1 protein-coding gene is annotated in these 427 nt (G+C 75.9%); it reads left to right on the top strand.

The annotated features are described in order from the left end of the window. Positions 1–325 (top strand): ABC transporter permease subunit (locus FV222_RS29125; RefSeq protein ID WP_147816570.1); only part of this gene is annotated, 325 nt, incomplete at its 5' end. Positions 326–427: the final 102 nt, after the last annotated feature.

Genomic DNA, 427 nt, shown 5'->3' with positions numbered 1-427 from the left:
GGCGCTCGCGGCGCCCGACCCGGCCACCCTCGACGCGGCCGAGGCCCTGGGCCTCACCCCGCGCAAGATCCTCTTCGAGGTGCGGCTGCCGATCGGTGCCGGCATCCTGATCGGGGCGCTCCGCGTCGCCTGCGTCCAGGCGATCGGGCTCGCGACGCTCGGGGCGCTCGTCGGGGCGGGCGGCCTCGGCGGCATCGTCTTCGACGGCATGGCGCAGTTCGCCCCGGACCTGATCCTGCTCGGGGCGATCCCGATCGTCGTGCTGTCTCTGGCCGTCGAGCGGGCGTTGAGCCGCGTCGAGGACCGCGTGCGGAGGACGGCATGAGCGTCCGTCGCGCCCTGCGCCCGGCCCTCGGGGCGCTCGTCGCAGGCCTGGTGCTTGCAGCCCTCAGTCACCCGGCCGTCGCCTCGGCGATCGTCGCAGGCC

The organism is Methylobacterium sp. WL103 (assembly GCF_008039885.1).
In the GTDB taxonomy this organism is placed as follows: domain Bacteria; phylum Pseudomonadota; class Alphaproteobacteria; order Rhizobiales; family Beijerinckiaceae; genus Methylobacterium; species Methylobacterium cerastii.
Note: the sequence above shows the minus strand (reverse complement) of the source record. Positions and strands in the feature narration are given on the sequence as shown.